At 54.3% G+C, this 21,290-nt stretch carries 19 protein-coding genes and 1 pseudogene; 16 read left to right on the top strand and 4 right to left on the bottom strand.

All coding sequences use genetic code 11. From position 1 onward, the window contains the following. Window positions 1-5 precede the first annotated feature (5 nt). The 8 genes and pseudogenes from U9M73_RS14195 to trxB all read left to right on the top strand — a co-directional run bounded on the left by U9M73_RS14195 (window position 6) and on the right by trxB (window position 7,270). Entirely contained in the window at window positions 6-197 is a 192-nt protein-coding gene (locus tag U9M73_RS14195; protein WP_036646556.1) for a helix-turn-helix transcriptional regulator, read from the top strand. Further along, complete coding sequence (def, locus tag U9M73_RS14190; protein ID WP_009226871.1) at window positions 190-771, top strand: peptide deformylase; 582 nt, start codon at window positions 190-192, stop codon at window positions 769-771. The genes U9M73_RS14195 and def overlap by 8 nt, the downstream gene beginning before the upstream one ends. Before the next feature lie 283 nt (window positions 772-1,054). After that, window positions 1,055-1,705 carry a deoxyribose-phosphate aldolase gene (gene deoC / locus U9M73_RS14185; protein ID WP_036646551.1) on the top strand — a complete coding sequence of 217 codons (651 nt, stop codon included), beginning with the start codon at window positions 1,055-1,057 and terminating at the stop codon, window positions 1,703-1,705. 166 nt (window positions 1,706-1,871) lie between these two features. Then, a pseudogene (locus tag U9M73_RS14180) lies at window positions 1,872-2,039 on the top strand (ATP-binding cassette domain-containing protein); the annotation flags it as partial. Window positions 2,040-2,083: 44 nt separating this feature from the next. Continuing rightward, window positions 2,084-2,431 (top strand): hypothetical protein, encoded by a 348-nt coding sequence (locus tag U9M73_RS14175; RefSeq protein ID WP_323077772.1) that lies wholly within the window; start codon window positions 2,084-2,086, stop codon window positions 2,429-2,431. Between the two features lie 116 nt (window positions 2,432-2,547). Continuing rightward, entirely contained in the window at window positions 2,548-3,840 is a 1,293-nt protein-coding gene (locus U9M73_RS14170; protein WP_009226868.1) for a homocysteine synthase, read from the top strand. A 327-nt stretch (window positions 3,841-4,167) separates the two neighbouring features. Next, window positions 4,168-6,114, top strand: coding sequence for a heavy metal translocating P-type ATPase (locus tag U9M73_RS14165; protein WP_323077771.1), 1,947 nt, complete (start codon window positions 4,168-4,170; stop codon window positions 6,112-6,114). A 205-nt stretch (window positions 6,115-6,319) separates the two neighbouring features. Further along, on the top strand, window positions 6,320-7,270 hold the full coding sequence (trxB, locus tag U9M73_RS14160; protein ID WP_323077770.1) for a thioredoxin-disulfide reductase: 951 nt from the start codon (window positions 6,320-6,322) through the stop codon (window positions 7,268-7,270). 81 nt (window positions 7,271-7,351) lie between these two features. Here trxB and U9M73_RS14155 read toward each other — a convergent pair whose 3' ends face one another. Next, complete coding sequence (locus U9M73_RS14155; RefSeq protein ID WP_009226864.1) at window positions 7,352-7,549, bottom strand: hypothetical protein; 198 nt, start codon at window positions 7,547-7,549, stop codon at window positions 7,352-7,354. A 301-nt stretch (window positions 7,550-7,850) separates the two neighbouring features. Between U9M73_RS14155 and U9M73_RS14150 the strand changes: the two genes are divergently transcribed. After that, window positions 7,851-8,984, top strand: a complete 1,134-nt coding sequence (locus U9M73_RS14150; protein WP_260071434.1) for a transglutaminase domain-containing protein — start codon at window positions 7,851-7,853, stop codon at window positions 8,982-8,984. Window positions 8,985-9,051: 67 nt separating this feature from the next. Here U9M73_RS14150 and U9M73_RS14145 read toward each other — a convergent pair whose 3' ends face one another. Beyond that, window positions 9,052-10,197: a virulence factor gene (locus U9M73_RS14145; RefSeq protein ID WP_260071435.1), complete on the bottom strand. Its 1,146-nt coding sequence runs from the start codon at window positions 10,195-10,197 to the stop codon at window positions 9,052-9,054. Window positions 10,198-10,482: 285 nt separating this feature from the next. Between U9M73_RS14145 and U9M73_RS14140 the strand changes: the two genes are divergently transcribed. The 4 genes from U9M73_RS14140 to U9M73_RS14130 all read left to right on the top strand — a co-directional run bounded on the left by U9M73_RS14140 (window position 10,483) and on the right by U9M73_RS14130 (window position 13,981). Next, window positions 10,483-11,832 (top strand): cytochrome ubiquinol oxidase subunit I, encoded by a 1,350-nt coding sequence (locus U9M73_RS14140; protein ID WP_323077769.1) that lies wholly within the window; start codon window positions 10,483-10,485, stop codon window positions 11,830-11,832. Continuing rightward, complete coding sequence (locus tag U9M73_RS14135; protein ID WP_323077768.1) at window positions 11,829-12,860, top strand: cytochrome d ubiquinol oxidase subunit II; 1,032 nt, start codon at window positions 11,829-11,831, stop codon at window positions 12,858-12,860. Before U9M73_RS14140 ends, U9M73_RS14135 begins: the two co-directional genes overlap by 4 nt. 5 nt (window positions 12,861-12,865) lie before the next feature. Then, entirely contained in the window at window positions 12,866-12,967 is a 102-nt protein-coding gene (gene cydS / locus U9M73_RS22215; RefSeq protein WP_397376634.1) for a cytochrome bd oxidase small subunit CydS family protein, read from the top strand. Between the two features lie 63 nt (window positions 12,968-13,030). Further along, complete coding sequence (locus tag U9M73_RS14130) at window positions 13,031-13,981, top strand: MBL fold metallo-hydrolase (RefSeq protein WP_036646547.1); 951 nt, start codon at window positions 13,031-13,033, stop codon at window positions 13,979-13,981. An 8-nt stretch (window positions 13,982-13,989) separates the two neighbouring features. Here the strand turns inward: U9M73_RS14130 and pgmB are convergent, their stop codons facing one another. Continuing rightward, entirely contained in the window at window positions 13,990-14,676 is a 687-nt protein-coding gene (pgmB, locus tag U9M73_RS14125) for a beta-phosphoglucomutase (RefSeq protein WP_009226856.1), read from the bottom strand. Window positions 14,677-14,691: 15 nt separating this feature from the next. Next, window positions 14,692-16,989, bottom strand: a complete 2,298-nt coding sequence (locus tag U9M73_RS14120; protein ID WP_323077766.1) for a glycoside hydrolase family 65 protein — start codon at window positions 16,987-16,989, stop codon at window positions 14,692-14,694. Between the two features lie 102 nt (window positions 16,990-17,091). Between U9M73_RS14120 and U9M73_RS14115 the strand changes: the two genes are divergently transcribed. The 3 genes from U9M73_RS14115 to U9M73_RS14105 are packed head-to-tail and all read left to right on the top strand — an operon-like array spanning window position 17,092 to window position 21,238. Next, the gene (locus tag U9M73_RS14115) at window positions 17,092-17,844 is read left to right on the top strand and encodes a helix-turn-helix domain-containing protein (protein WP_009226854.1); all 753 of its coding nucleotides are present in this window, start codon (window positions 17,092-17,094) and stop codon (window positions 17,842-17,844) included. Continuing rightward, window positions 17,844-19,688 (top strand): sensor histidine kinase, encoded by a 1,845-nt coding sequence (locus U9M73_RS14110; RefSeq protein ID WP_407673929.1) that lies wholly within the window; start codon window positions 17,844-17,846, stop codon window positions 19,686-19,688. Before U9M73_RS14115 ends, U9M73_RS14110 begins: the two co-directional genes overlap by 1 nt. After that, entirely contained in the window at window positions 19,685-21,238 is a 1,554-nt protein-coding gene (locus U9M73_RS14105; RefSeq protein WP_323077765.1) for a response regulator transcription factor, read from the top strand. Before U9M73_RS14110 ends, U9M73_RS14105 begins: the two co-directional genes overlap by 4 nt. The last annotated feature ends 52 nt before the right edge of the window (window positions 21,239-21,290 follow it).

The following is a 21,290-nucleotide window of genomic DNA, read 5'->3' as shown; positions in this document are numbered from 1 at the left end:
TGCCGATGAACAATAAGATCAAGCAATTCCGGAAGCGGCTGGGCTTAACCCAGAATGAGCTGGCCGCGGAATGCGGCGTCACGCGCCAAACGATCAATTGCGTGGAGAACAACCGGTACGACCCGACGCTGGAGCTGGCTTTCAAGCTTGCGAAAATTTTGCAGACGAAGGTGGATGAACTGTTTATTTATGAGTAAATTCAACCGCAATTACATCATTACGATGGATGATATTGTAAGAGAAGGGGATCCTATTCTCAGAGTGGTGACGGAGCCGGTCAGCATCCCCCCAACCGAGGAAGACCGCGAGGAAATGGCGGCGATGCTGCAATTTCTGAAGAACAGCCAGGATCCCGAGATGTCGAAGAAATACAAGCTGCGGGCGGGCGTGGGGTTGTCGGCGAATCAGATCGGACTGAACAAGCGGATGTTCGCAGCTCTGCTGATGGACGAGAACGGCAAGGATCGGCCGCTCGCTTTGTACAATCCGAAGATCATCAGCCATTCTCAGGCGATGACGTATTTGCCGGAGAGCGAGGGCTGCCTGTCGGTCGACCGGACGGTGCAGGGCTTCGTTCCACGCTACGAGAAGGTCCAAGTGAAGGCATACGATGATGAGGGCAACGAGATCAAGCTTCGGTTCAAAGGCTTTGACGCAATCGTGATGCAACATGAGATCGATCATCTAAACGGTATCATGTTTTATGATCATATCAATCCGGAGCATCCGTTTAAGCTGCCGAGCGGTGTGCCGATTTCCAGTTTATATTAATGCCTCATCCCAGCTTGAAGAAAGCCTGCAAAAGTGCAGGAATTATCACCGGATTCCCGCATTTCGCCGAAAAAAGATGCAAAAATACAGGTATTTTTCTGCGATATCTGGAAATCGAGCAGTTTCTCAAATTAAACCTGTATTTTTGCAGGCTTTCCCTGATTAAGCCAAGTTTTTAGAAAAAATACCTGCACTTTTGCAGGCATTCACGCATGCAGTTCATTATCTTAAAATCACGAACGGAGGAATTCCTTTGTCAACTCAATCCCAATCCATTACTGCTATGATCGATCATACGCTGCTCAAGGCGGACGCCGGACGCGCCGCCATTATTAAATTAGCGGAGGAAGCCAAGCAATACGGCTTCGCTTCCGTATGCGTTAACCCGACCTGGGTCAAGACCGCAGCGGAGGTTCTGAAAGACTCCCCGGTGAAGGTGTGCACCGTCATCGGCTTCCCGCTGGGTGCCTCGGCGCCGGAAGTGAAGGCGTTTGAAGCGTCTCATGCGATTGCCGAAGGCGCGGGCGAAGTCGATATGGTCATCAACATCGGCGCGCTCAAGGACGGCGACGACGGGCTGGTCCTCCGCGATATCGCCGGGGTTGTTCAGGCCGCGGCAGGCAAAGCGCTGGTGAAGGTCATTATCGAGACCTGCCTGCTCACCGACGAGGAAATCGTGCGGGCCTGCAAGCTGTCCGTGGAAGCCGGAGCGGATTTCGTCAAAACGTCGACCGGGTTCTCCACCGGCGGGGCTACCGTCGAAGCGGTGGAGCTGATGCGCAAAACGGTAGGTCCAAACGTTGGCGTGAAGGCGTCCGGCGGCGTGCGCACGCTGGCTGATGCCGAAGCGATGATCAAGGCAGGGGCAACGCGCCTTGGCACCAGTGCCGGCGTGGCCATCGCCCAAGGTCAAAGCGGCCAAAACGACTACTAAAATCAAGTGACATGAGGGAGAAACAGGGTGCTATTCCAGAGCGGTTGTGGAAATAGTACCCTTTTTTTCATTTCATCCAGACTTTTTATGTCCCCTTTCCGTTACAGCTACAGATGTCTCCCGCGGAAGGCATAACTTGATAAAATGTTCGGAAAAGAGGAACCGTATGATACCAATTGATCATTTATCCCCAAAATACACGCGCGGCGGCTTCGCGCTGAACGATGTCACCTTAACGCTAAACGAAGGGATGGTGGGCCTCCTGGGTCCCAACGGTGCAGGGAAATCTTCGCTGATGCGCATTTTGGCCACGCTGATGCCGCCCACTTCGGGCGATCGACCAATTGCGGTTGAAGCCGGGGATCACTTTGCGCTTATTTGAACCGGTATGCCGAAGGGCGAACGGTCATCACGGCGGTCCATGAGCTGAGCGAATGGGAGGAAGCGGCCGATCATGTGCTGTGGCTGGATCGGGGGAAGGTTCGCTTTTACGGAGGGAAAACATCCTGGATGGCAGACCCCTACCGGGTGTGGCAGGGGACGCTGACGCGCGAGCAATTTGATCAGTGTCCGGAGGCCGGGTTGATCGAGTTTCGGGAAACGCCGGAAGGAATCTATGCCAAGCTGGTTGGCGAAGCCCCCTCTTTCCGGGGCTCCGCGAAGGTGAGCCAACGTTCGAGGATGCTTATTTTATCCGGAAATATCAACGGGTTTATCTCAATCTAAATAATTCATATAAAAATTATCGGATTTCCTATTTTCAAATCACACGAGATGTGAGAGAATATGAAAAAACATTCTTGGTTTATCATTATTTCGATGATTTGAAGGAGGAATTATCCATGTCTGAAGAGCGTCAATATGCCCCAGAAACGCTGGCGATTCACGCCGGCCAGGAGATCGATCCCACTACATACTCCCGGGCGGTCCCGCTGTACCAAACGACGTCGTATGGTTTTCGCGACACCGAGCATGCGGCGAATCTGTTTGGCTTGAAGGAATTCGGCAATATTTATTCCCGGATCATGAACCCAACCAATGACGTGTTCGAGAAGCGTGTAGCTGCGTTGGAAGGCGGCGTCGGGGCATTGGCGACGGCATCGGGTCAGGCGGCGGTCACTTTCTCCATCTTAAATATTGCCGGGGCGGGTGACGAAATCGTCTCCTCCACCTCGTTGTACGGCGGTACCTATAATCTGTTTTCCACAACGTTGCCTAAGCTTGGTGTGCACGTGAAGTTCGTGGATTCCTCGAATCCGGAAAACTTCCGCGCAGCGATCACGGACAAGACGAAGGCGCTTTACGCTGAGACGATCGGCAACCCGAAGGGTGACGTGCTGGACATCGAAGCGGTCGCGGCGATTGCCCATGAGCATGGGATTCCGTTGATCGTCGACAATACGTTCCCAAGCCCGTATTTGCTGCGTCCGATCGATTTTGGCGCGGACATCGTCGTGCATTCGGCAACGAAGTTTATCGGCGGGCACGGTACCTCGATCGGCGGTATCATCGTTGACAGCGGTAAATTCGACTGGGCTGCCAGCGGGAAATTCCCGGGCCTGACCGAGCCGGATCCAAGCTACCACGGCGTTGTATATACGCAAGCAGTCGGTCCGCTCGCTTACATCATCAAGGCCCGCGTTCAGCTGCAGCGCGATCTTGGCGCTTCGTTGTCGCCGTTTAACGCGTGGCTGCTGCTGCAAGGGCTGGAGACGTTGCATCTGCGCGTGGAACGCCACAGCCAGAACGCCCTGAAAGTGGCGCAATATCTGGAAGCGCATGAGCTGGTAGAATGGGTCAGCTACGCGGGATTGCCAAGCCACCCATCCTATGAACTGGCGCAAAAATACTTGCCAAAAGGCCAAGGCGCCATCCTCACGTTTGAAATTCGCGGCGGCGTGGAAGCCGGTCGCAAGCTAATCAATAGCGTGAAGCTGTTCTCGCATTTGGCCAATGTCGGCGATTCCAAGTCGTTGATCATTCATCCGGCCAGCACCACGCACCAACAGTTAACGGAAGCGGAACAATTGGCCGCCGGCGTCACGCCGGGGTTAATCCGCTTGTCCGTAGGGACGGAGTCGATCGACGACATCCTGTATGATTTGGAGCAGGCGATCGCTGCCAGCCAGGCCTAATAGCATTTATACCGAATTTATACTGAAGCCGCTGAATCGGAGGACCATGTTTGTCCGTCCGGTCAGCGGTTTTTTTCGTGTGCGGACAGGGGCTGATGCCGATGTGGGTCTGAAGCTGCGGTCAGCAGGTATTTACAAAATGGAAAAATAAGCATACAATAAAGCCAAAAGTTTCACTAAACCAAAATTATTGTCCTAATTCAACAATGATTATCGTTCTCATTTGTGAGCTGCTCCGGGAAGATCCCGGGGCAGCTTGCGCCATTTTTAGGGGGTTAACAATAATATTCATTCTCAGCTTACCCCCCTTACAAGGAGGAGCTTATTATGGAAGTCGTCCATAGAAGAACATTGCCAGAAGTGAATCAAGCAGCCCATCAACCTAACCCGGGCGGGAAGCGGCGGTTGGATTGGAAGCGGCTCTTCAGCCACCGGGAGTTGCTGCTCGCTTTGGTCAGCGGCGGGTTAATGCTTACCGCATGGGCCTGGGGGATGCAAGGGACGATGCCTTGGATCTCAATGGTGCTGTATATTGCGGCCTATACGGTCGGGGGATATGTGAAAGCCCGGGAAGGCTTGATCACTTTAATCAAAGAGCGGGATTTGGATGTTAATTTGCTGATGATCGCGGCGGCGCTTGGGGCAGCCTCCATCGGCTATTGGAACGAAGGGGCGATGCTGATCTTTATCTTTGCATTAAGTGGCGCCTTGGAATCGTTCGCCAGCGAACGGAGCCGGAAGGACATCTCGGCGCTGATCGCGATGAAGCCGGAAACCGCGCTTCGCGTTGGCGAAGATGGGATGGAGCTGGTGCCGGTGGAGGCGCTGGCCGTGGGCGACCTGCTGCTGGTGAAGCCAGGGGAGGTGATCCCGGCCGACGGGATCATCCGCACCGGAAGCTCTGCGGTAAATCAATCGGCAATCACCGGAGAATCGATCCCGGTGGATAAACAGCCGGGGGATGGGGTGTATGCCGGAACGATCAATGGAGAAGGGGCGATTTATGTGGAGGTGTCCAGCCCGGCGGAAGGCACCTTGTTCGCCAAGATCATCACCCTTGTGGAGCAGGCTCAGCAGGAGGTGCCGGGGACGCAGCGGTTTATTAAGCGGCTTGAAGGCATTTACGCCAAGACAATTGTAGCCGCAACGCTAGCCCTCATCCTGCTCACGCCGTGGCTGCTTGGCTGGAGCTGGTCGTTCGCCTTTTACAAGGCGATGGTGTTTCTTGTAGTAGCTTCACCGTGCGCGATTGTATCGTCGGTGATGCCGGCCATGCTCTCGGCGATGTCGAAGAGCGCCCGCAAAGGCGTGCTGTTCAAGGGCGGAGCCCATATGGACCATCTGGGCAGCATTCGGGTCGTCGCGTTTGATAAAACCGGGACGCTGACGGAAGGCTCGCCGGTGGTGACCGGGCTGTACACCATCGAAGGCGTTGACCCGCGGGAGGTGCTGGCTGCCTGCGCTGCGGCGGAGAGCCTGTCGGAGCATCCGCTGGCTCAAGCGATCGTACGCAAGGCGCAAGCCGAAGGGCTGCCGATCGACGGGGCCGAGGAGCTGCGGGCGCTACCGGGCTGGGGCATCGAAGCGAAGGTCAGCGGCGCGGCGTGGCGCATCGGCAAGGCGGACGATGGCGACTGGATGCTACCGGGGCCGCTGGCTGAGCAGCTTCGCCGATGGATCGCCGAGGGGCACACCGTCTCCGTCGTTCAGCGGGACGATGCCTACGTCGGCCTCATCGCGCTCCGCGACGAGGTTCGCCCGCAGGCCAAGGCAGCCATCGCCCGGCTGCACGAGCTGGGTGTCGCCGTCGCGATGTTGACCGGCGACCGCAGCGTGACCGCACACGCGCTGGCCAAGGAGATCGGCGTCGACCTCGTGTACGCCGATCTGCTCCCGCAAGAGAAGGTCGCGCATGTCAAGGCGCTGCGGGAGCGCTATGGCAGCGTCGCGATGGTCGGCGACGGCGTCAACGACGCGCCGGCGCTCGCAGCCGCAAGCGTGGGCATCGCCATGGGCGGCGGCGGCAGCGGGGCCGCGCTGGAAGTGGCCGATGTCGTGCTGATGAACGACAGCATCGAGCGGATTGCGGAGACGATCTCGCTCGCCCGGCGGGCTCGGCGGATCGTGAAGCAGAACCTGGTTTTTGCCGGTGCCGTTATTCTGATGCTGATCGTAAGCAATTTTGCGGCAGGTATTCCGCTGCCGTTTGGTGTCGTGGGTCATGAGGGCAGCACGCTATTGGTGATTCTGAACGGGCTGCGGCTGCTTCGGTAGTGGTTTCGATAGTGGTTTCGGTAGCGTCGCGCGTAGTGGCTCGCGCTGTGGTCCTGGCATAGCGGTCTTCACCATTCCTTCATTTAACCTTCACCAAACCTATCCATTACAAAGATTGACAGATTCCTGCAACGTTCACATAATTAGAATCAAGCCATCTTATATCTATAATTTGTGATGAATCCATTTGAAAGGATTTGAGGATATGTACAAATCAATTATTATCGGAACCGGCCCGGCAGGGTTAACCGCTGCAATATATCTGGCCCGCGCGAACATGAATCCGCTGGTGATCGAAGGTCCGCAGCCAGGCGGCCAATTAACAACAACCACGGAAGTAGAAAATTTCCCGGGGTTCCCGGAAGGGATCATGGGCCCGGAATTGATGGATAACATGCGCAAGCAAGCCGAACGTTTCGGAGCTGAATTCCGCACGGGCTGGGTGAACAGCGTGGATCTGAGCCAACGTCCGTTTAAACTTCAGGTAGAAGGAATTGGTGAGCTCGTGACTGAGACATTGATCTTGTCGACAGGTGCTACGGCTAAATACCTGGGCATCCCGGGCGAAGAGGTGAACGTTGGACGCGGCGTAAGCACTTGCGCGACCTGCGACGGCTTCTTCTTCCGCAACAAAGAGATTATTGTGGTCGGCGGCGGCGATTCCGCAATGGAGGAAGCCGGATTCTTAACCCGCTTTGCTTCGAAAGTCACCGTGGTGCATCGCCGCGAAGAGCTGCGCGCCTCGAAGATCATGCAGGATCGCGTGCGCAGCAACGAGAAAATCGAGCTGGCCCTCAACCGCACGCCGCTTGAAGTCATCGCCGGAGAGTATGGGGTTACCGGCCTGAAAGTGCGCAACAACGCGACGGGCGAGGAAGAAATCATTCCGGCCAGCGGCGTATTCGTGGCGATTGGCCATCAACCGAACACCTCGTTCCTGGGCGGCCAAATCGATCTGGATGCCAACGGGTATATCGTGGTGAAGCCAGGCACTTCCGAGACCAATGTTCCGGGCGTCTTCGCTTGCGGCGACGTACAGGACACCCGCTACCGCCAAGCGATTACGGCGGCAGGAAGCGGCTGCATGGCTGCGATCGATTGCGAGAAATTCATCGAAAGCATGGAGCATGAGCAAGCTGCAGCAGCTGTAAAATAAGGAACAGCAAAACGGCGATACAGGAAGGGCCTGTATCGCCGTTTTCTTTTGCATGGAGCTATCAATTTATCGTTATGCTTCCTAGATAAACAGTCCGGCAATCAGTTGGAACACGAAATATCCCAACACTCCGCCGCCGATTAAGGCAAAGCCCGCCCGCTTGCGGCCCTGGAACAATCGCAGTACACCGAGGCTCACCATGGGAGCCACAATCAGCAGAAAAAACATGACGGCTAAAAATAATTCCACCGAAATATCCGAAATATTTACGATAGTCATCCAATCGATTCTCCATTCCTATGGAAGTCTGAAAATTCACGCAATGACATTTATCACATTTTTTTATATTTTTTATTATACATAAGCCCTGCTTTCATTTGTAGAAGCTGATTGTGAATTTTAGGAAACAGATTTTCGTGAGATCTCGAAGGAACCGCCTTACGGGGGCTGTCCAAATCCTGTTTTGCGTTCGACAAAACTAGTAAGCTTTTGCAGGAGAGGCTGTGTTACAATGGGCTTGATCGAAAGATTGGCAGAAGAAATCGTTTATGCAGCTTGACCGGAAGGTGAGGGAAGCCAGATGGGAAAGAAAATCGGGAGACTTTCAACAGGTTGGCTCATAACCGGGGTGATCGGCGGTTTACTGCTGAGTACCGAACCACTTGGAGGGATTGCCGTCCCGGTTCAAGCGGCGGCGGAGCCGGCGACGGTCACGACCGCCAAGCAACTGCAGGCTAAGCTGGCGCAAGGGATGGAGGCGCGGAACACGACGATTACCTTGAAATATAAGGGGTCGACCAAAAATTTGGAGAATCAGCTGAAGCAAGCGGTGCACGATGCGCTGGAAGCCGATCCGTATACGAAATATATCGTGGATCGTTACGTCTACTCCTGGCGAGGCACAACGGGATCGGCCAAGATCACGCTGCAGGTTCATTACCGCGAAACGGCTGAGCAGACCGCTTACGTCCGCCAAAGCGTGAAGAACATCCTCAAGCAGCTGATCCAACCGGGCATGAACAACCATCAGAAAATCAAAGCGATTCACGATTATGTCGTGTTGAACCTGAAGTACGATACCGATCTGCAAAAATATACCGCTTATGAAGGGCTCAAAACTGGCGAAGCGGTATGTCAAGGCTACGCCTTGCTGACTTACGAGTTGCTGAAGGAAGCCGGGATTGAGAACCGTTTAGTGGAAGGGACGGCGGGAGGCCAGCTGCATGCGTGGAACCTCGTGCGTCTCGACAACCGCTGGTACCATCTGGACACGACCTGGGACGACCCGGTCCCTGATGTGCCCAAGCGGGTCAATTATACGTATTACTTGCGAACCGATGAGCAGATGAGGCAGGATCATATCTGGAAAGCGGCCGATTATCCTCGGGCGTCCGTACCTTATATCAAAACCCTGCAGGCGCTAATTGAGGCAGGCGGGGAGAAGAAGCAAACCTATCTTGCGCTGAAGACTGCGCTGGGGTACGACTTATACGACGCCGACGCGGCAGTGTCCACCGCCAAAGGACTGGCAGAACGGGTCAAGTCCGGCATGAAGGCCGGAAAAGCCACGGTGACCGTGCGTTACGCCGGTTCGGATGAGCAGTTGCTGGAGGACTTGACCGGGCTGTACAACCTGGGCATCCGAAATATCCGTTACCTGATGCAGCCTTTGGAGGGAACGGATGATTTGCGGGTTGAGATTCATTGGGAATAAGGATGAAAAAAATAAACGAGCAAGGATCACCGACACCTCATGTCAGGTGACCCTTGCTCGTTTTTGTTTACTTGTTGCCCCCACGCTCGCGGCCGGCCATTTGCTGCCAGACCGTTCCGGCGGCTTGCTCGCCGGACTCGATCCGCTCGACGGCCATGCGCGCTTGCAGACCCACCTCAAACTCAGGGTCGTCTACCGCTGCGCGCAGCGCCTCTAAGGCATCATCCGTGCCGACCTCGTAGAGGAAGCGGGCCGCGCGCCAACGGACCAGCTTGCTGCTGTCCGATAGCGCCGCGATCATCGGCCCCGTGGCCGCCGGATCGCCGATGTCGGACAGCGTATCGCCGGCGGTGCGCCGCACGGCGGCGGAAGCATCGCGCAGCGCCTCGTACAGCAGCTCCATCGCCTCCGGCGTCCGCAGGTCGCCGAGGTAAACGACGGCGAGCCGGCGGAGCTGCATTTGCGGGTCGCGCAGCGCCTCCGCCAGCAGCGGCAGCGCCTCTGCGCTTGGCTGCTGCAGCGACTCCAGCGCGGCGTAGCGCACGCGCCAATCCGGGTCCTTCATCCGCTCGCGGATTTCGTCCAGGCTAAGCGCGCGCCGCTGCTCGACGAACTCCGTCTCGCTGCGGCCGTGGGCGATCGCTTGCTCGACGATGCCTTTCAGCCGCTCCGGCGGATACGCCGCCTCCAGCTCCTGCTCGATCTCGCGGGCGATGTCAGGCAGCTCGCCGTAGCGCACGCCGTAATCGACGAGCTTGCGCTCCTTGATCAGCGTGGCGCTGGCCACCTCGGTGACGGCGTTCACGAATCGCTCGGACAACGAAATCCGTTCCTCTTGGTTCCCCGCCTTCACCCGAATTTGCATCGGGATGCCGCGGAAGAACTGCACAAAGACCTGCGCCTCCCCGTATCCTGAGGCTTCCCCGCTCTCCGGGGTCCAGGCCGACTCCACGCCTTCCTGTCCAAATTGCTTCTGCACTTCGGACAAAATTGCCGCCCAATCAGCGTTCCCTTTCCGATCCAAGGCAACAAAATCAGCGGTGTGGAACACGCTTTTGACCCCGGGGATCTGCAGCAATCCGCGAATCCAAGCGGGGGCAGAGCGTTCGTTGTTCAGCGTATATGTTTTCCGAATCCCCGGCTCCAAGCTTTCATCCAAATGCAGCTTCATCGTATTTGGACTGGGGGTCGGTTCGATAAAGACGATCTTCATTGATCATCACGGCTCCTTTCTATAGATGAGGCCTTTAATCCCAGATTGGTTTAATTTTAAACTTTTCTTGTCTATTGTACCTCAATGCGGCCTATTGCCCAACCCTCATAGGAATAAAAAGGAACATCCGCGACACACTAAATGGGCAAGGAGGCGAAGGCATGTTCCGAAAACAAGAGCGAACCCTGGCGATCGTATGTCTCATCGTAGCCGTGATCATGCTGTATGCCTTCATCAAAAGCTTGATTCGTTTCCTCCATTACTTCTCCTGAAGGAGCTTGAGTTATGGCAAATCTTGACTCGGTCACTTTAAGCCGGATGCTTACCGGGCTGACCTTGTTCGTACATATCATCTTTGCGTCGATTGGCGTTGGCGTGCCGCTGATGATCGCGCTGGCGGAGTGGCGGGGCATTCGCGCGAACGATCCGCATTATACGATGCTGGCTCGCCGCTGGGCTCGCGGCTTCGTCATTTCTGTGGCAATTGGGGTCGTGACCGGGACGTCCATCGGCTTGCAGCTCAGCCTGCTCTGGCCCACCTTTATGCGCGTCGCCGGACAGGCGATTGCGTTGCCGCTGTTTATGGAGACCTTCGCCTTTTTTGTGGAGGCGATTTTTCTGGGGATTTACCTTTATACGTGGGATCGATTCAAAAATAAGGGGCTGCACCTGCTCCTGCTGATTCCGGTCGCCATCGGCTCTTCCGCTTCCGCCTTCTTCATTACCACGCTGAACGCCTTCATGAACACACCGCAGGGATTCACGCTCAAAAACGGGGTGATCGCAGACTTCCGTCCGCTGGTGGCGATGTTTAATCCGGCAACGCCAACCAAGGTGTCCCATGTCCTGGCTTCCTCGTATACGGCCAGTGCGGGAATTTTGGCGGGCATCGCGGCTTTCAGCCTGCTGCGCGGCCGGGATCACGTCTATTTCAAAAAGGCGCTGAAACTGACGGTCATCTCCTCCTTCGTGTTTGCCCTGGCGACGGCGGTGATTGGGGATTTCTCCGGCAAGTTTCTGGCCAAGTATCAACCGGAGAAGCTGGCGGCGGCGGAATGGCATTTTGAAACGATGGAACGGGCACCGTTGATATACGGCGGCGTACTGGATGAGGCCGGGAACGTCAAATACGCGCTGAAAATCCCGTATGCGCTTAGCATCCTTGCCGGTAATTCGCCCAATACCCGGGTCATCGGGTTAGAGGAGTTCCCTGTAGATGAGCGTCCGCCGTTGCTGATTCATTATATGTTTGATCTCAAGGTGACGATCGGGGCGCTGCTCGTCCTGATTCCGTTCCTGTATTTGCTGCGGCGCTACTTGCCCGGCGGCAAGACGAAGGTTCCGGTCTGGCTGCTGATCGGCATTTTGGCGCTGGGGCCACTGGCGATGGTCGCCATCGAGCTGGGCTGGATGTTCGCTGAGTTTGGCCGTCAACCGTGGATCATCCGGGGCTATATGAAGGTGGGGGAAGCCGCTACCACCTCGGAAAGCGTTGGCCCGATGCTGCTGATGTTCGCCGTGCTGTATCTGGTCCTGTGCCTTTCCTGCGTTTACGTATTATCCCGGATGTTCCGCAACAAGGATGTGCTCACCGAGCTGCGGCAAGCCGGGCTTGAGGGAGGAGACGCACAATGAGCTATGAGCTGGTCGGCATTACGGTGTTGTGGACGTTCCTGTTTGGCTATTTAATCGTCGCTTCCGTTGACTTTGGTGCCGGATTTTTCAGCTATTACAGCGTGATAACCGGCCATGAAAACAAAGTCCACGACATTATTCAGCGGTACTTATCCCCGGTGTGGGAAGTGACCAACGTGTTTTTAATCTTTTTCGTCGTTGGTTTGGTCGGGTTCTTCCCGGATTCCGCTTATTATTACGGCACGGCGCTGCTGATTCCCGGCAGTCTGGTTACCGTGCTGCTCGCCTTGCGGGGCGCTTATTACGCTTACAATACCTATGGCGCAAGTAAAGCGAACAATAAAACGTATATGGCGGTCTACGGGGCAACGGGTCTGCTGATTCCGGCGGCCCTTTCGACGATCTTAGCTATTTCGGAGGGCGGTATCATTGGCGAGCGCGACGGGAAGGTTGTCTTGGATTGGGCAGCCTTCTTTGGCAATCCGTATACCTGGTCGGTGATCCTGCTGGCACTGGTGTCTGTGCTGTACATTTCGGCGATGTTTCTGGCGTATTACGCGGATAAAGCGGGGGATCAGCGGGCTTTCGGAGTCCTGCGCGGGTATGCGCTGCTGTGGAGCGGGCCGACGATTCTCGCCTGTGTGTTCGCCTTTTTTCAGATCCATCGGCAAAATCCGGAGCATTTCGCACATATGTTGGAGGTAGCGTGGATGTTTATCGCCTCTTTGATTTGTTACCTGGGGGCCGTCATCTTGATGTGGAAAAAGCGGCGGCTAGGCTGGTCGTTCCTGCTGGTCATGCTGCAGTTCGCGTTTGCTTGGTACGGATATGGCCGCAGCCACCTTCCCTATATTCTCTATAAGCAGGTGAGTATCTACGAGAGCTTCACCAACGAGACGATGGCCGTCGCCTTAATCACCGCTTTCGTTGCAGGATTGTGTATTCTCATTCCTTCCTTGTTCTTGCTGATGCGGTTGTTTTTGTTTGACGCCAAATATGTAAGAGGCAATTCGCCGGGGAAAGGGTGAAGGGGATGGAGTGGTTTATGATGATGGTAGCTCCGGAGTTGGTGGTAGCCGGGGCGGTCCTGTTCTTATTTCTCTATGCCTGGAAGTATAAGGATCGGGCCGATTGACCCGGGAAATTTGGGTTTATACCAGAGAGAGCGAAAGAAATGCGGAGAGGAGTCACTGGAGCGATGCCAAGAAGAATGCGCTACAATAACCTCGATAACGTGAGCACCGACAAAACGTTAAAGCAATTTAAGCAGCTGCGGGAAGAACGGCGCAGCAAAAAGAAGGATTATTCCTTCGTGATTCCCAATAAGCCGCCGGAACTCGATTATTTGCAGGCGAACCGTGAAGAGAGCACGATTACGTGGATCGGCCATTCTACGTTCCTGATCCAATATCAAGGTCTTAATATCGTTACCGATCCCGTCTGGGCCATGCGGATGGGATTTCAACGTCGGCTTACCGAGCCGGGGATCCCCATTCATCAACTGCCGCCCATCGACGTGATCCTGATCTCTCATTCCCATTATGATCATATGCATTTTGCTTCGATCCGCCGGATTTATAGCAAGGACACCACGATCATTGTCCCTGTCGGCCTTGGGCGGAAGATGTGGCGGAAAGGGTTCTATAACGTCCATGAGATGAGCTGGTGGGAGCGCGTACGCATTGGGGAGGTCGACATCTCCTTTGTCCCCACCCAGCACTGGACGCGCCGCACGCCATTTGATACGAATACGTCGCATTGGGGCGGCTACGTCCTGGAGCCGGTGCCAAGCAAGGTGGAGAAGAAACCGCCGGTCATCTATTTTGCCGGAGACAGCGGATATTTCCGCGGGTTTGCCGAAATCGGCAGGCGCTTTCAGATCGATGTGGCGCTCCTGCCGATCGGCGCTTATGAGCCGGAATGGTTCATGACGAGCCAGCATACCACGCCGGAGGAGGCGCTGCAAGCGTTCGTTGATGTCAAGGCGAAGCTCATGATTCCGATGCATTACGGCACCTTCCGGCTGGCCGATGATACCGCGCGGGAGGCGCTTGACCGTCTGGAGAAGGAACGGATCCGCCTTGGCTTCTCTGAGGATACGATCCGGCTGCTGCATCACGGGGAAACCTTGCGATGGCCGGGGGAGTAGAAGCTGCTCTACGCTTTTACCGCAAAATGCTCCATCAGATCCCGCAAACTGAGCTTGGCGGTGCTGGGCAGCACGATGTCGGCTTTCGGGAACTGCTCCGCTGCGCCGATGGCGACGGCGAACATGCCCGCGGCTTTGATCGCGTCGACTCCGGAAACGGCGTCTTCCACGCCGATGCAGGCCGCCGGCTCTACTCCGAGTTGGGCCGCCGCGGTCAGGAAAATCTCCGGATCCGGCTTATTGTTCTTTAAGCGGGTCACGTCCACAATCACATCAAACCAGCTTGTCACGCCCAGACCGTCAAGGACGGTTTGGGCGTTTTTGCTGGCGGAAGCGATCCCGGTCTTGATCCCGGCTTCCCGCAGCTCCGTTAGAAACCCGGAGATTCCCGGCAACAGGTCGGCTGGCGTAATTTTCTCGATCAACTTGACGTAAAGGTTGTTCTTGCGCGCTGCCAGCTCATTCATCTCCGCTTCGCTGTAATGAACGGGGGTGGTCGTTTGGCTGAGCAGCAGCTTTAAAGAATCGAGGCGGGATACGCCCTTCAGATTTTCATTAAACTCGCGTGTAAAGGGAATGTTCAATTCTTCGGCAATGGCTTTCCACGCTTGGTAATGATATTCGGCGGTGTCCGTAATGACCCCGTCCAAATCAAAGATCACTGCTTGTAAAGATTTCGTTTGGTTGTTATCCATCCTAACCGCTCCTTCTCAATGTAGTTCAAGGTTTGCCAGAGGACGCGAAACAGCGCGATCCGGCTGCAATGTCACGGTTTCTCCGTACAATTGAATGTCGATGGCGTCGCCTTCGGTCAGCTCCAGGGTGACGTCTCCTTTCTCGATACGCACGGAAATCAGACGGCCGCGGAACGTCAGGCGGAAGGCGTATTGCTCCCAATCCCGCGGGATCGCTGGGGCAAGAGACAGGCCGCTTTCTTTCAGCCGCATGCCGGCGAAGCCGTACACGATCGACATCCAAGTGCCGCCCATGTTTGCCAAATGCAGACCATCTTTCGTATTGCCATGCGTGTTGTCCAGATCCAGCCGCGCCGTTTCGATGAAATACTCGTACGCTTTGTCCAGATTGCCGATCTTGGCCGCCATAATGCTGAAGATACAAGAGGACAAGGAGGAGTCATGGGTCGTGATCCGTTCGTAATAATCGTAGGAACGGCGGATCGTCTCCAGGGACTGCTCGTCCTCCAGCAGGAAATGGGCCAGCACGGTGTCCGCCTGTTTGCACACCTGGTACCGGTAAAGGGTCAGCGGATGGTAGTGCAGCAACAGCGGATAGTTTTCTTTTGGCGTATTGGCAAAATCCCAAACGGCCTTGCGCAGGAACGTATCATCCTGCGGGTTGATGCCCAGAGCTTCATCATATGGCAGGAACATCGCTGCAGCTGCCGCTTCCCAAGCGGCGATTTCGTCGTCCGTAACGCCAAGCTTCGCGCATAGCGCCTGGTAGCCTGCTCCATCGTAGTCTTTCAGGATCGCGCAGCTTTTGGCCGCCCATTTCAAATTATGCTTGGCCATAGCGTTGGTATAGTAGTTGTTGTTCACGCAGCAGGTATATTCGTCCGGCCCGGTGACTTCATCAATGTGGAATGCACCGTTGTAATAATGCCCGATTTCAGCCCATAACCGCGCCGTTTCGATCAGCACTTCCGCGCCGTAGTTCAGCAGGAAATCCCGATCCTGCGCGGCAAGGTAGTATTGGACATAGCTGTAGGCGATGTCCGCGCTGATATGATATTGTGCTGTGCCCGACGGGAAGAACGAGGAGCATTCGGTCCCTGAAATGGTGCGCCAAGGGAACAACGCGCCTTTGCTATGTCCCATTTCCCGCGCTCTTGCTCTGGCATCGTCCAGGATGGAGTAACGGTATAAGAGCAGCTGACGGGCCAGCTCCGGCTGGGTCATCAAAAAGACCGGGAACATATAAATTTCCGTGTCCCAGAAATAATGGCCTTCATAACCTTCTCCGCTTAAGCCTTTGGCGGCGATGTTGCTGTACTTGTCCCGGCCGGCGGATTGCAGCAGCTGGAACAGGTTGAAGCGGATGCCTTCCTGCAGCTTCTCATCGTTCTGAATGATGACGTCGGCCGATTTCCAATAATCGTTCAGATACCCCGTCTGCTCTGCGAGCAAATCGCCAAAGGACAAGCCGGACAAGCGCTCGTGCAGATCAAACGCCCGCTCCTGGAATCCTTCGCCATGGCGGAGAGTGTCCGTATATACGTTGAATTTTGTAAATTCAACAGGGCCGTTCAGAGCGAAGGTTGCCGTATAAACTATTTCTCCGTCCTTTGTATCCAGCGCGATCTCTGCATCGGCAGTTAACTGATGGCGGGTGACGCAAGCGGCTTTCATTTTGGAAACCATCGTTTCGTCCACGACGTAGCCGTATTCGCCTCGCGTTCCAGTTTCCACCACGGTCATCCGTTCCGCATGGCCTGCTCCAACCCGCGGATCATTGGGATTGGTGTAGTTTTTGACATTACCGTTTAGCGTAGAGACGATTTTGACCGGGCCGCTAAAGTTGATCGGCTCCAGCTTGATATGAATGGCAAACAATTCACGGTGCGTAAAGGAGACGAGACGGCGGAAGGTCAGACGCACTTCTTTGCCGGTTGGAGACGTCCAATGCACTCTTCGCTCCGAAAATCCCTGATCCATATGCAACGTCCGCTGAAATTCCGTAATCTTGCCTTGATCCAGACGGAAAGGCTCATCCTCCTCGCCGAAATAGATCAGCACCGTTTGAGCATCGATGTTGTTCACCAGCTTCTGTTGCGTTTCGGGAAAAGCAAACAGCTTCTCGCCATAAGGAATTTCGATCACATCGTGAAATGCGTTCAAGTAAGTGCCGCGGATGCTGGTCATTTGCTTACCGTAGCCTTCTTCAAAGTTGCCCCGCACGCCCAAATACCCGTTGCCGAGCGCAAAGATACTTTCCATATTCAACAGCTCTGGCTGTGAAACGTCCGAATTCGTTAATTTCCAAGTCATGGTTGTTAGATCCCTCCTGGTCGTTATGATTGAATTTTAGAACCTAAAGCGGTAATGTAATACTAAATTCTTTAGATAATTGTCAAAATTTTTAGGTGGGATATGATGAATCTTCAACAGGGTCATACGTATTATCGGTCATCGAAAATGCAGGCACTCCAGGATCGTTTTGTCCATCCTCCGGTAGACTACGAACAGGAGCTGCTGGAAGCGGTCCGGATGGGGGACGAAGCAACAGCACTTCAGGTGATGCGAAAAATCAACGAGCTTGAAGCTGCGGTGTTGGCAACCTATCCGCTGCGCTCCAAAAAAAACGCCCTCATCGCCTCCTGCACTTTGTTTACAAGGGCGATTATCCAGGGCGGGGTCGATCCGGAGATTGCTTTTCACTTAAGTGATACTCTAATATTGGAGATCGAAAGGCTTAACGATCTCGAAGCGCTGGCCCAATTCGAATACGAGATGCTGGTGCAGTTCGTGATGACGATTCAGCGGGAAAGGGAGGAGCTGCCGTACTCCCATCTGGTGAAGCTGGCCATCCATTATATCCGGCAGCATATTTTTGACGATTTGACCTTGCCGCTCATTGCGGGTCACCTTGGCGTTCATCCGAGTTATTTGTCCGATCGTTTTCGCCGGGAAACCGGATTGCCGCTGATGAAATACATTAACAGCCGCAAGATTGAAGAGTCGAAACACATGCTTATCTATACGAACCGTTCCATTTCCGAAATCGCATTTCATTTTAAATTTTGCAGTCAGAGTTACTACACCCGGTTGTTTAAGGAATTTGTCGGCATGACGCCAAAGCAATTTCGGACAAGCGGAGCGGGGCGATCTATTCTGGAGAGGTAATGATGATGATATTCACCCGGCAGAAACTGTCACAACTGAGCTTGGAGAAGAAGCTGATCGCTGCCTTTTCCGTCTTTATTCTCATTCCGCTCATCTTGATCGGCGGGATCGTGTCATGGATTTATGTCGACAAGAACCGAAACGTGATGCTGGATGCGGCGGTGGAGAACAACAAGCAAATCGTGACCAATATTGATACGTCTCTGCAGCCGTTACAAAGGTTGTCCATGTTTCCCATCCAGGAGCAAAGCGTGTACCAAATCATGAAGAAGGACTATACCCAGGTCCCTTATCCGCTGCTGGAACGCGGTCGGGACTTCGATAAGGTTAACGGATTGATTCAAAGCGGGATCATGCTATATTCTGATTTGGTGGATTCGGTCGTTATTTTTCATGAGCATGATCAGTCGATTATCGGCCGCAGCAACCGCGAGTATATCAACTATCAATATTTCAAAACCACTTATTTACAGGAGGCGTTTATCCGCAAAATACGAGAAGGGAACGGGCAGTTTGTCACGACGGGTATTCATTACGACGAGCTGTTATCGCCGCACCGCCTTCCGGTCGTATCCGCGGGCCGGGCCATTATGGATCCGTATACCAAGGAACGGCTCGGATTTATTGTCTTCAACATCTCGGCGGACAAGCTGAAGACGTTGTGGAGTAATACAGCGTTCGCGGAAAAATCCAACTTCTATTTGCTGGATGAAGATCGGATGATTATTCGAAGCTCAAACAGCGGAGAGATCGGCAAGGCGGCCTCCGCCGTGTTTGGGAGCGGCTTTCAGGAGGAGCCGTCCGGCCGGACCGGTACGACCCGAATGTGGATCAACCAAAAGCTGTATATGATCTCTTCTCCGTCTCAGGTGGCCGAGTGGCATGCGGTGACCCTGATTGCGAAGGACGACCTGTACTCCATTGTGTACCAGTTGGTGGCCATCATGGCCGGTACGCTCCTCCTGCTGCTGGTCTTGTCGATCCTGATCTCCCTGCGCATTGCCACGCGAATTATGAAGCCTTTGGCCGTATTGAACCGCAAAATGAAGCTGGTCGCCCAGGGCCAGCTCGATGTCAGGTTCGATACGCGGCAAAGCGATGAGGTTGGGGTGATCAGCAGTACGATCGATCAGATGCTGCAGGAAATTCGCAGTCTGATTGCGCGGATTTACGAGAAAGAGGAAGAGAAACGCAAGCTGGAGATGGACGCGCTGCAATCGCAAATCCGCCCGCATTTTATATACAATACCTTAAATGTGATCAAGTGGATGGCCAAAGTGCAAGGCGCTTCCGGAATTGAAGAGGCGCTGCAAGCTTTCGCTTCTGTAATGAAGTTCAGCATGAAGACGGATGAGAACTTTGTTCCCATCGCTGAGGAAGTCGTATTTGTCCAGAGCTATGCCAAAATTCTGGATTTCCGGTACTTCAACAAGTTTGAGGTGACGTATTCGATTGACCCGGGCGTCACCGAATACAAAACGTTGAAATTCCTGATCCAGCCGCTGGTGGAAAATGCGATTTTCCATGGATTTGAGGGAATTGATTATAAAGGGAAGCTGGACATTTCCATTTATGAACGGCAAGGCGACCTGTACGTGGAAGTGGCGGACAACGGCCGCGGGTTCCCGGAAGATGGCGGGTTACATGCCAAGCCAGGGTATAAGGAAATCTCCAGAGATGGATTCAACTCGATTGGCATTCAGAATATTCGAAGCCGGATACGTCTGCATTTTGGACCGGGATACGGCTTATGGCTTGCCCCCGGAAGGCAGGGGGGAACTGTGGCGCTGATTCGGGTTCCAGTCATTTCGAATGAAACGGCAGGGGGAGGGGACAGCAAATGAAAATATTGATTGTAGACGACGAGCCGCTGGTGCGAATCGGCATTAAATCGGCGATCGATTGGCAAGCCGAAGGCGTGGAGATCATCGGCGAGGCTGGAGACGGAGCTGAGGCGTTGCGGTTGATCGCCAGCGAGCAGCCGGATGTCGTGCTGCTGGACATCAAAATGCCGAAAATGGACGGGCTTGAAGTGCTGCGCCGGATCAAAGAGCAGGAGCTGCCCGTCAAGGTGGTGGTCCTGAGCAGCTTTGACGACTTCGGGTTTGTGAAGGAGGCGATGAAGCTGGGGGCGCTCGATTATTTTCATAAGCCGGACATCAATGACCGGGAGCTGATTGGCATGCTGCAGAACATCCGCGAGCAACTCGGGACCGCCCCTATTCCTTCACAACCCCCAAGGGCGACAAATCACAAGGAGCAGCTGCTCAGCGGCCTGCTGTACGGCACCGGTATCCAGCATGAGCTCTCGGAATCACGGTTAAAAGAAGGCAACATCTACGTTGTGTTGTTCAAAATTAAAAACTATGACAAGGTGCTGCAAAGATACAGCGAATCGTCGCAGTCCGTACTCGGGAATACCGTGCAAAATATGGTGAACGAAATGGTTTCGGCGGAGCGGGAGATCGAGTTCGTGCCATTAAACGAGCGGCTGTCCGCCCTCCTGATCAGCAACAGCGAACTGAAGAGTCTGCTCGCTTCGCTGACGCGCGTCAACGACATCGTGCAACGGATCAGTTCCACGCTCAAGCGTTTCGTGAATATTGATATTGTGCTGGGCATCAGCGATTGGGTGGACCGATTCGAGCAAGTGCCCACGGCGTACAAACAAGCGCTGCAGGCGTTGTCGCACCATTTTTACCATCCGGAATCCTCGATTTTCTATTACAGCCACCAGAAGGAGCGAAGCGAGGTGGCCTTGGAGCAAGCGGAGGTTTATGTGAAGCAAATGAAGTCAGCCTTGGCCGAGCATGCGCACGAGAAGTTCATGGATGGGCTGTCGCGCTGGGAGAATCTGATCCGGACGGAGGAGTGTCTGGACGAGGCAGAGGTGCAAAAAGTGTACGAAGGCTTGTTATTTATGATGGACCGAAACGGGAGCAAGGCCAAAACAGAGGCGGAGGAAGAACTCACCGCCCGCGGGGCTTTTGAAGATTTCGAGCAAATGTCCAGCGCATACCGGACTGTTTTTGAACAGCGGCTTGGCGGAGGGACCAACGCTTCTTTCAAAGGGTACAGCCAGTTGATCCGCAATATTTTGGAGTACATCGAGCATCATTATCAAGACAGCCTCTCCCTGAAGCTGTTTGCCGACCTGTTCCAAGTCAGCCCAAATTATGTCAGCCGCCTGTTTAAAGAGGAAGTAGGGCAAGGCTTGTTTGATTATATTAATGAGCTGCGCATCAATAAAGCCAAAGAGCTGTTAAAAGATTACCGCTATAAAATTTACGAGGTCGCCGAGAAAGTCGGGTTTAGCAATCAGGCGCATTTTGCAATCGTATTCAACAAGTATACGGGAGTCTCTCCGAAGCAATATCGCAATGAAGAAGGATAAAAAAGAAGCATAAATCAGATAAAAAAGTGTGATTGTATTAAAAACTTATACC

The sequence above is a fragment of the Paenibacillus phoenicis genome (assembly GCF_034718895.1).
GTDB classification, from domain to species: domain Bacteria; phylum Bacillota; class Bacilli; order Paenibacillales; family Paenibacillaceae; genus Fontibacillus; species Fontibacillus phoenicis.
This window is presented reverse-complemented; position numbering and strand designations above follow the sequence as displayed.

What these genes read in the sequence shown, in the direction of transcription:
- U9M73_RS14110 (WP_407673929.1), top strand. Translation starts at nt 17,844, where the DNA reads ATGATGATGATATTCACCCGGCAGAAACTGTCACAACTGAGCTTGGAG.
- U9M73_RS14135 (WP_323077768.1), top strand. Translation starts at nt 11,829, where the DNA reads ATGAGCTATGAGCTGGTCGGCATTACGGTGTTGTGGACGTTCCTGTTT.
- U9M73_RS14145 (WP_260071435.1), bottom strand. Translation starts at nt 10,197, where the DNA reads ATGAAGATCGTCTTTATCGAACCGACCCCCAGTCCAAATACGATGAAG.
- U9M73_RS14150 (WP_260071434.1), top strand. Translation starts at nt 7,851, where the DNA reads ATGGGAAAGAAAATCGGGAGACTTTCAACAGGTTGGCTCATAACCGGG.
- pgmB (WP_009226856.1), bottom strand. Translation starts at nt 14,676, where the DNA reads ATGGATAACAACCAAACGAAATCTTTACAAGCAGTGATCTTTGATTTG.
- def (WP_009226871.1), top strand. Translation starts at nt 190, where the DNA reads ATGAGTAAATTCAACCGCAATTACATCATTACGATGGATGATATTGTA.
- U9M73_RS14165 (WP_323077771.1), top strand. Translation starts at nt 4,168, where the DNA reads ATGGAAGTCGTCCATAGAAGAACATTGCCAGAAGTGAATCAAGCAGCC.
- U9M73_RS14140 (WP_323077769.1), top strand. Translation starts at nt 10,483, where the DNA reads ATGGCAAATCTTGACTCGGTCACTTTAAGCCGGATGCTTACCGGGCTG.
- deoC (WP_036646551.1), top strand. Translation starts at nt 1,055, where the DNA reads ATGATCGATCATACGCTGCTCAAGGCGGACGCCGGACGCGCCGCCATT.
- trxB (WP_323077770.1), top strand. Translation starts at nt 6,320, where the DNA reads ATGTACAAATCAATTATTATCGGAACCGGCCCGGCAGGGTTAACCGCT.
- U9M73_RS14105 (WP_323077765.1), top strand. Translation starts at nt 19,685, where the DNA reads ATGAAAATATTGATTGTAGACGACGAGCCGCTGGTGCGAATCGGCATT.
- U9M73_RS14120 (WP_323077766.1), bottom strand. Translation starts at nt 16,989, where the DNA reads ATGACTTGGAAATTAACGAATTCGGACGTTTCACAGCCAGAGCTGTTG.
- U9M73_RS14155 (WP_009226864.1), bottom strand. Translation starts at nt 7,549, where the DNA reads ATGACTATCGTAAATATTTCGGATATTTCGGTGGAATTATTTTTAGCC.
- cydS (WP_397376634.1), top strand. Translation starts at nt 12,866, where the DNA reads ATGGAGTGGTTTATGATGATGGTAGCTCCGGAGTTGGTGGTAGCCGGG.
- U9M73_RS14130 (WP_036646547.1), top strand. Translation starts at nt 13,031, where the DNA reads ATGCCAAGAAGAATGCGCTACAATAACCTCGATAACGTGAGCACCGAC.
- U9M73_RS14195 (WP_036646556.1), top strand. Translation starts at nt 6, where the DNA reads ATGAACAATAAGATCAAGCAATTCCGGAAGCGGCTGGGCTTAACCCAG.
- U9M73_RS14170 (WP_009226868.1), top strand. Translation starts at nt 2,548, where the DNA reads ATGTCTGAAGAGCGTCAATATGCCCCAGAAACGCTGGCGATTCACGCC.
- U9M73_RS14115 (WP_009226854.1), top strand. Translation starts at nt 17,092, where the DNA reads ATGATGAATCTTCAACAGGGTCATACGTATTATCGGTCATCGAAAATG.